The sequence below is a fragment of the Phytoactinopolyspora endophytica genome, from assembly GCF_004138495.1.
GTDB lineage: Bacteria > Actinomycetota > Actinomycetes > Jiangellales > Jiangellaceae > Phytoactinopolyspora > Phytoactinopolyspora endophytica.
This window is the reverse complement of sequence record NZ_ML142857.1, coordinates 40,914-48,726: the sequence shown is the minus strand read 5'-3', so window position 1 is coordinate 48,726 and position 7,813 is coordinate 40,914. Positions and strand designations below refer to the sequence as shown.

Below are 7,813 nucleotides of genomic sequence, written 5' to 3'. Positions count from 1 at the left end.
GGGGACCGCAGATCCAAGACTCCCTTCTTCCACCGCCCCTGGGTGGTGGCGATGGTGTTCATGTTGCCGTTCCTGGTGCTCTTCGGCGTGTTCCGGGTCTACGCGGTCGGATATGCCATCGTGCTGAGCTTTCAGGACATCGAAGGCATCGGCGTGACCGAATGGACCGGCTTCAGCAACTACCGCAGACTGCTGTCGGACAGCACGTTCTTCACGGCGTTGCGCAACACCGCGCTGTACACCGCGGGAACCTTGCTGGTGCTGATACCGGTGCCGTTCATCCTGGCCGCGGTGTTGCAGTCCAAGCTGGTGGTCCGGCAGTCGGCGCTGCGGTCGGCGTTCTTCCTGCCGGTGCTGACCTCGCTGGTCGTGGTGGGCGTCGTGTTTTCGCTGCTGCTCACCACCAACGGGCTGGTCAACAGCTTCCTCGGCTTGTTCGGCGTGCCAGCGCAGGGCTGGCTGGAGACCCGGAGCCTGGCCATCCCGGCCATGATCATCATGGCCTTCTGGCGGTGGACCGGGATCAACATCATCTACTTCACCACCGGGCTGTCGAACATCCCCAGCGAGCTGTACGAATCGGCCTCGGTGGACGGCGCGGGACCCATCCGCAAGTTTTGGCATCTTTCCGTGCCGCTGTCGAAGCCGATCATCCTGTTCGTCACCGTCCTCACGATCTTCGGCGGATTCCAGCTCTTCGTGGAGCCGCTGATCCTGTGGGGCACCGGCGGCGGACCAGGACAGGGTGGCCTGAGCGTCGTGGTGCATCTGTATCGCACCGCGTTCACGTCGTTCCAGCTCGGCTACGCCTCGGCGATCGGCGTCGTGCTGGCGCTGATCATCATGTCGGTGTCGCTGATCACGCTGAAGCTGTTCGGCTTCTTCAAGAAGGAGTGAGGCGGCCATGACACCAGAGAAGAAGGCGCAGGTCGGTATGGCCGAACGGCCCGAGGTACAGATGAGCGAGCCGCCGCGGGGCGGCGACGGCGCATGGCCGGCGACGCTGCATCCGGACGGCAGACGCCGGCGGCTCAACGGCGGCCCCAAGAAGGTGATCGCGACGGCGCTGGTGACACTCGTCGCCATCCTGTTCATCATCCCGTTCTACTGGTTGGTGATCAGCGCGCTGCGGCCGTCTGAGCGGATCTTCGCCGACGCGGGCAACTTCCTGCCGTCGGCGGTCACGCTGGACAACTTCCAGAACCTGTTCGACCAGACGCCGATCGTCACCTGGTTCATGAACTCCGTCATCCTCGCCACCGGATCGACTGTGGGTTCGATGATCGTGGTGACGATGGCCGCCTACGCGTTGGCGAAGATCAAGTTCCCGCTGCGGAACACCATCTTCGTGGGCATCCTCGCCTCGCAGATGCTTCCGTTCCACCTGCTGCTCATCCCGTTGTTCCTGCTCATGATCGATTTGAGCCTGATCGACACCCACCTGGGCGTGATCGTGCCGATGCTGGCGCACCCGTTCGGCTTGTTCTACATGCGTCAATACATGCTGGGGCTGCCACAGGAGATGTTCGACGCCGCCCGGGTGGACGGCGCCTCGGAGTACCGGATCTTCTTCGGGGTCGTGGTGCCGATGGTCAAGCCGGCGATGGCGACGCTGGCGATCATCTTCTCCCTGGAGCAGTGGAACGACCTGCTCTGGCCGCTGATCGTCATGCGGTCGGAGGAGAACTTCCCGCTCTCGGTGGGGATTACCACGCTCGTCGGTCTCTACCGCCCACGCTGGGACCTCGTCATGACCGCGGCGGTGCTCGCCGTCGTGCCGATCATGATCCTGTTCTTCCTGCTTCGCAAGCAGTTCATCAACGGCCTCGGCCAGTTCGGCACCGGAGCCAAATGAACCCCGTCGACTTCAAGGAGGGTCCATGAGTACTCGACGACGAAGCCTCGAAGCGGTGGAAGCCGGCCGGGAGAAGGACGCCGGTCCGGGGCGGTGGCGACGGTCGCGAGCTGGACGTGCCGTGCACGCGCTCGTGATCGGTGGTGTCGTCGTGGCCACGCTGGGAGCGGCCGATCCGGATGCCGGCGGCGGGCCGCCGTCGTCCGCACCGAACGGCCCACCGCTGCGCGGAACGCTGGACATGCACGGCGACATCGGGGACTACGTGCCGGGTGAGATCGACGACCCGGTGCATGACCCGGCCATCATCCAGGCCGGGGACACCTACTATGTCTTCTCCACCGGGAGCCTGCGCGATCCGGAGGACCCTGGCGGGATCTTCGTGCGGTCCTCGTCCGGGACACTCGCGGGCCCGTGGGAGTCGATGGGTGAGATTCCGGTACCGGAGTGGACGAAGGAGTACGGGCACAACCATCTCTGGGCGCCGGACGTCGTGCGCCGCGGGAACACGTACTACCTCTACTACGCCGCGTCGTCGTTCGGTGAGAACACGTCCGCCATCGGGGTGGCCTCCACGAAGACCCCGGGAGATCTGGACAGCTGGGTGGATCACGGGCCGGTGTTGACCTCCGAGGCCGGCGAGCACGACTACAACGCCATCGACCCGCACGTCTTCCAGGCCGAGGGCCGGTGGTGGATCGCGTTCGGCTCGCACTGGTCCGGCATCCGGCTGCAGGAACTGGCGTCGATGACCGAACCCATCGGGCAGTTACACCACCTGGCCGACCGGCAGGAGCCGCCGAACGCGATCGAGGCGCCGGTCATCTTCAAACGCGGCCGGTACTACTACCTGGTCACTTCCTGGGACCGGTGCTGCGCCGGCACGGACAGCACCTACAAGGTGGCCGTCGGACGGTCAGAGTCGGTGACCGGCCCTTACGTCGACCGGGACGGGGTTCCGCTGCTGGAAGGCGGCGGCACAGTGATCCTGTCCAGCCACGGGAACCAGATCGGCCCCGGCGGACAGGACGTCCTTTTCGAGCGTGGCCTGCACTACCTGGTTCACCACTATTACGACGGCGACGCGGACGGGGTGATCCGGATGCAGATCAGAAGCATGGAGTGGGAAGACGGCTGGCCCAACTTCAGCCGGTAAGACAACAGCACGCGCCGGCTCGCCAGTCAACTGTCAGGCGGCAGTGCGGCGGTCGGTGCGGCCGACTGAAGGAGTAACGGATGGCGCTACTCACTACCTCTGCGGCAGGTCCGAAGTTGCGATGGCGAGCAGGGACGACCGCTGTGCTACTTGCCGCGGCGCTATTGCCTGTCGCGTTCCTGACACAGACCGCGACGGCGTACGAATCGGCTGAGCAGACCGAGCAGGCCGTGCCGGCTGAACAGACCGGAGAACCGCGGGGCCAGATTCCGTTGACAGGATCCGTCGGCGTGCACGATCCGACGCTGTTCGCCGACGATGATGCCTACTACGTGGCGGATACGGGCGGGTCGATCCGCAGCGCGCCACGCCTGGAGGGGCCTTGGACGAATCTCGGCAACGTGCCCCGCGCGGACTGGACGTCCTCGCTGCCCGGCCTCTCGGGCGGGCTATGGGCGCCGCACGTTCAGCGGATCGACGACACGTTCTACTACTACTACGCGACGTCGGCCTTCGGGACGAACAACTCGGCGGTCGGGCTGAAGACCACGCGAAATCCGGCTGACCCGTCCAGTTACGTCGACAATGGCGCTCCGGTCGTCGCGTCCGGCGCCGCGGATCCCGAACACGCGACCCACAACGCCATCGATCCGGCGATCTGGCCGGACGAGAACGGTGACTGGTGGCTGGTGTGGGGGTCTCACTTCGACGGGATCATGGTCCAGCGGCTGGCCGATGACATGGCTTCTGTCGTGGGTGAGCGGCGCCTGATCGCGCATCGCGCCAGCGAGGACTTTCCGATCGACGAACCGGGCTGCCCGTACCCCGAGCCGGCGTGCCCGAACTTCAACCGGATCGAAGGCCCGTCGATCTTCGAGCGGGACGGCTACTTCTACTTGATGGCGGCTTGGGACTGGTGCTGTCGCCCGAACGGCAACGACAACACCTACAAGATCGTCGTCGGGCGGTCGGAGAACATCTTCGGTCCGTATCTGGACAAGAACGGCGTCGACCTGGCCGAGGGCGGCGGGAGCATCATGCTGAACAGCCGGGTGGCCGCGCCGGATGTCACGCCGGGTGGGCTCTACCGGGCACCGGGCGGACCTGACGTCTTCGTCGAAGACGGGACCTACAATCTCGTCTACCACGCCTACCGGCCGCAGAGCACGCTGGGGATCCGGCCGATGAACTGGCACGATGGCTGGCCGTACTTCGACGAGCCGGGCGGCGGCCCCTATGACCTGGATGACCGGGCGTACTACCGGCTGGTCAACCAGGACGGCACCCTCGCCGATCCGGACAGCCTACAGAATCCGGTGGCCAGCGACCGGTGCCTCACCGCCGCCGGCGAGGACGGCGGGCTCGACGCGATCCAGTCGGCATGTGACGACGGTGCCCTGGAACAGGTGTGGGAACTGCAGCGGGAGCGGGACGGCTTCTGGCGGTTCCGCAGCATGATCGATCCAGCCGGCCACTGCCTGGCGATGGTCGACGATTCGGGCTCGATCGGCACCGACGTCGTCGTCGCTCCGTGTGCCGAGGATGTCGGTGCCGATGACGACGGCGGGCCGCAGCTGTGGTATCTGGACGATACCGGGCACGGGTTCCATCGGCTGGTGGCCGACGACGTCAACCTTGCGCTCGAGGTCGAGAACGACGACGCCGTGGTGGGCGTGGACGTCGTCGGCGGATACCGCCGAGATGGCGATCACCAGCCAGGAAACCTGACCCAAGCCGCAAAATGGCCACCCCAGCAGTGGCAGCTCGCGATGGAGCCGGTCGGTAGCGAGCTGTTGCTCGCCGCATTCGACGGGTTCGTCGAGGACGGCCGGATCGAGGGCCATCGGCCGGGCCATGCCGACGTCGTTGACCGGCGTGTCGGTGCGTTGCGAAACATGCTCGTGAACGCGGGAGAACTGATCGAAGCTGGGAGTTATGAGGATGCGCGTGCCGCACTGTCGGATGCGCAGAAGCGCATACATGCCGGCGGGGCCGTCCAGCCCTTCCATTTCGTCACCGGTGACGACGCGGGCACTCTGTACGGCCTGGTCGAGGAGCTGAAGGAGACGGCAGATGCTCGAACGTGACTCCGAACGCCGTGCGACATGACAGCCCAGGATCACAGACCCGACCGGAAGGGACCCCATTCTATGCACGCCACCAGATCGTTCCTCGCCTCGCTGGGCCTGCCCCGTGGCGAACGAGGTGACCTGCGTACGTCGGATCTCCGTTTCGACGACGGCGCCCGGCACCGGGTGGAGATCCCGTCCGTCGAAGGGCCCGAAGCGTTCGAAGCGGTGCTGGAGGCCGCCGATGAGCACGGCATCCGGGTCGATCGGATCAGCCAGGGCAGCGGCATCATGCTGCTCACGGACGCGGAGATCGAACGGATGGTCCGTCTCGGGCGGGAGAACGACATCGAGGTGTCTCTGTTCACCGGCCCACGGGCGGCGTGGGACGTCGGCACCCAGGTCACCTCGAGCTCCGGCCGCGTCGTCGGAGCCAGCCTGCGTGGGCTGGACCAGCTCGTCTACGGCGTGGAAGACGTGCGACGAGGCTGCGAGCTCGGGGTACGCAGCGTACTGGTGGCCGACCTCGGGCAGCTGTGGGTGCTGGCGGAGATGAAACGGGCCGGTGAGCTGCCGCCGGACCTGGTGCTGAAGGTGTCCGTCTCGCTGCCGGTGGCGAACCCGGCGACCGCCCGGGTGGTGCAGGACCTCGGCGGCTCGACGCTCAACCTTCCGGTGGACCTGCGGCTGGAGGACATCGCGGCGATCCGGGCGGCGGCGACGGTCCCGCTCGACATCTACATCGAAGGCGCCGACGACTTCGGTGCGCCGGTGCGGCACTACGAGCTTCCCGAGATCGTCCGGGTGGCAGCGCCGGTGTACGTGAAGTTCGCCGTCCGTAATGCGCCGAACCTCTACCCATCCGGTGAGCATCTGCGGCACGTGGCGATCAGCACCGCCCGTGAGCGGGTGCGCCGGGCGGCGATCGGGCTGAGCATGCTCAAGCGCTACTACCCGGAAGCGGAGGGATAGGCAGCGCCCGAAATGATCATGTGAAGTAGGTTTCTGCGTGCATCAACAGGCCTGCAGACCTGTTATCGCACGAGAAAACCTACTTCACATGATCATTTTGGTCGGGGTGGGTCGGGGTGGGTCAGAAGCGTAGCCAGGTGCCGGCGAGGCCTTGTTGTTCGTGGCCAGGTTTGGTGTAGTCGCAGACGCCTTCGGTGAAGGTGTCGGTGAGTCGTGCCCATTGCTCGTCGCTGAACTCGGCGTCGTAGTCGTCGGGGTCGGGCGCCTTCAGCTGGCATTTGATGATGTCGCCGGCGACGCTCTCACCGGCGACCTCGCGGGGGAACGACGCCGAGGGGTAGAGCTGTTCGCACTCGCTGTCCGGGTCACGATCCAACGGCTGTGCGATGAACCGTTGCTCGTCGCCGCGGGTGTTGCAGCCCTCGACCAGCTCGGCCGGCCGGGCGTTGGCAACCTTGTCGATCGGTTCGTCGTCGCTGCTGTCGGCGGCGATGTTGCGTAGCCATTGGTCCATCTGGGTGATGGCGTGGCGCAGGAGCGGGCTGTTGGTACTGAACCCGCCGTATCGGGGGTCCTCGAGGAGGCTGACGTGGTTGGCGGTGGTGCCGTTGGCCTTCATCAGCCGCTCGCGGATGGAGAACGTGTGGTAGCGGACGTGGATGTCGCCGTTCGGGCTGTCGTCCCGGTAGGGGCGGTAGTCGATGATGGGGATGTCGGCGAGACCTCCGCCGCCGTTGGTCAGCCGCCCGGTCTGGTAGGCGGCGCGGGCGGCGTCGAGGTCGGCGACGCTGCGCTCATCGACCATGTTCGCGTCGTGGTCGTAGCCGCCGACGTGTTCGTTGAGGTCGAGGAATTGGTCGACGGTGATGGTTTGGTCGTTCAGCGCGGCGAGGCCGTACTGGATGCCGACGTTGTCCAGCGGGCGACGGGCGAATCCGGTCTCCGGGTCGGTGCCGTAGACGTTGACCGTGTGGTCGAATACGCCGCAGCGGGTGCCGTCCGGTTTGGTCTCCGGGTCATAGCGCAGCTGTGCGGGTACTACGCCGCAGAACGCACGTGGGTCGATGCGCCGGGCGCCGTTGGAGACATTCGGTGCGGTCGCGTACGTCTGGAAGCCGGTGACCTGGCGCTGCTGCTCCTCCGTCCACTCGACGTTGGTGTTGGTCGTGAAGTAGTTGTGCAGCAGCCGAGCGTCGGTGATGAACGGGACCGTGCTGAAACCGACGTCCGGGAACGAGTTGCCGACGACGATACCGTCGAGTATGCCCGGGTAGTTGTCGCTGATCTGGTGGCCCTGGTACGAGCCGCCGGAGGAGCCGAAGCCGATGAGATGGTCGACCGGGCCGTAGCTCTCGACGAACTCTTCCTTGACCATCATCGCGCTCTCCGCCGCGGTCAGGTCCGAGCAGTTGACGCCGAACACGTTCAGCGACGACGACATCACGGCGTAGCCCTGGCCGAGCATGAAGTTATTGATCACGCCTCCGGTCCGGTTGCCCTGCCGGTACCAGCCGTTGGTGCAGCCGCCTCCGAGGGTGAAGATGGCGGCGCCATTCCACCCGTCGGTGCGGGTGGTGAAGTCCGGCTCCGGCTCGGCGATCGGGTCGTGCAGCATGCTGGTCTGGTAGATCGCCCGGTTCACGGTCCCGGTCTCCATCCGCACGATGAACGGCACCTGCTCGCCGGTCGACGTCGTCGTGGTCCTCATGTCGTCCGGGTACGACGACGCTGCGTCCGGCCACGGCGAGTAGGGACCGGCCT

6 protein-coding genes are annotated in these 7,813 nt (G+C 66.1%); 5 read left to right on the top strand and 1 reads right to left on the bottom strand.

Translation table 11 applies throughout. From position 1 onward, the window contains the following. From ELR45_RS18080 to ELR45_RS18060, 5 genes are all read left to right on the top strand, one after another. The coding region (locus ELR45_RS18080; protein WP_205856816.1) for a carbohydrate ABC transporter permease at positions 1-897 on the top strand (897 nt) is incomplete at its 5' end. Between the two features lie 7 nt (positions 898-904). After that, on the top strand, positions 905-1,855 hold the full coding sequence (locus ELR45_RS18075; protein ID WP_129667639.1) for a carbohydrate ABC transporter permease: 951 nt from the start codon (positions 905-907) through the stop codon (positions 1,853-1,855). Positions 1,856-1,880: 25 nt separating this feature from the next. Beyond that, positions 1,881-3,011 carry an arabinan endo-1,5-alpha-L-arabinosidase gene (locus tag ELR45_RS18070; protein ID WP_129667638.1) on the top strand — a complete coding sequence of 377 codons (1,131 nt, stop codon included), beginning with the start codon at positions 1,881-1,883 and terminating at the stop codon, positions 3,009-3,011. Between the two features lie 80 nt (positions 3,012-3,091). Continuing rightward, positions 3,092-5,098 carry a family 43 glycosylhydrolase gene (locus ELR45_RS18065; protein ID WP_129667637.1) on the top strand — a complete coding sequence of 669 codons (2,007 nt, stop codon included), beginning with the start codon at positions 3,092-3,094 and terminating at the stop codon, positions 5,096-5,098. Positions 5,099-5,161: 63 nt separating this feature from the next. Next, positions 5,162-6,052, top strand: coding sequence for a U32 family peptidase (locus tag ELR45_RS18060; RefSeq protein ID WP_129667636.1), 891 nt, complete (start codon positions 5,162-5,164; stop codon positions 6,050-6,052). A gap of 121 nt (positions 6,053-6,173) precedes the next feature. On the opposite strand, the gene ELR45_RS18055 is transcribed toward ELR45_RS18060, so the two are convergent. Further along, the coding region (locus tag ELR45_RS18055; RefSeq protein WP_205856815.1) for a DUF6351 family protein at positions 6,174-7,813 on the bottom strand (1,640 nt) is incomplete at its 5' end.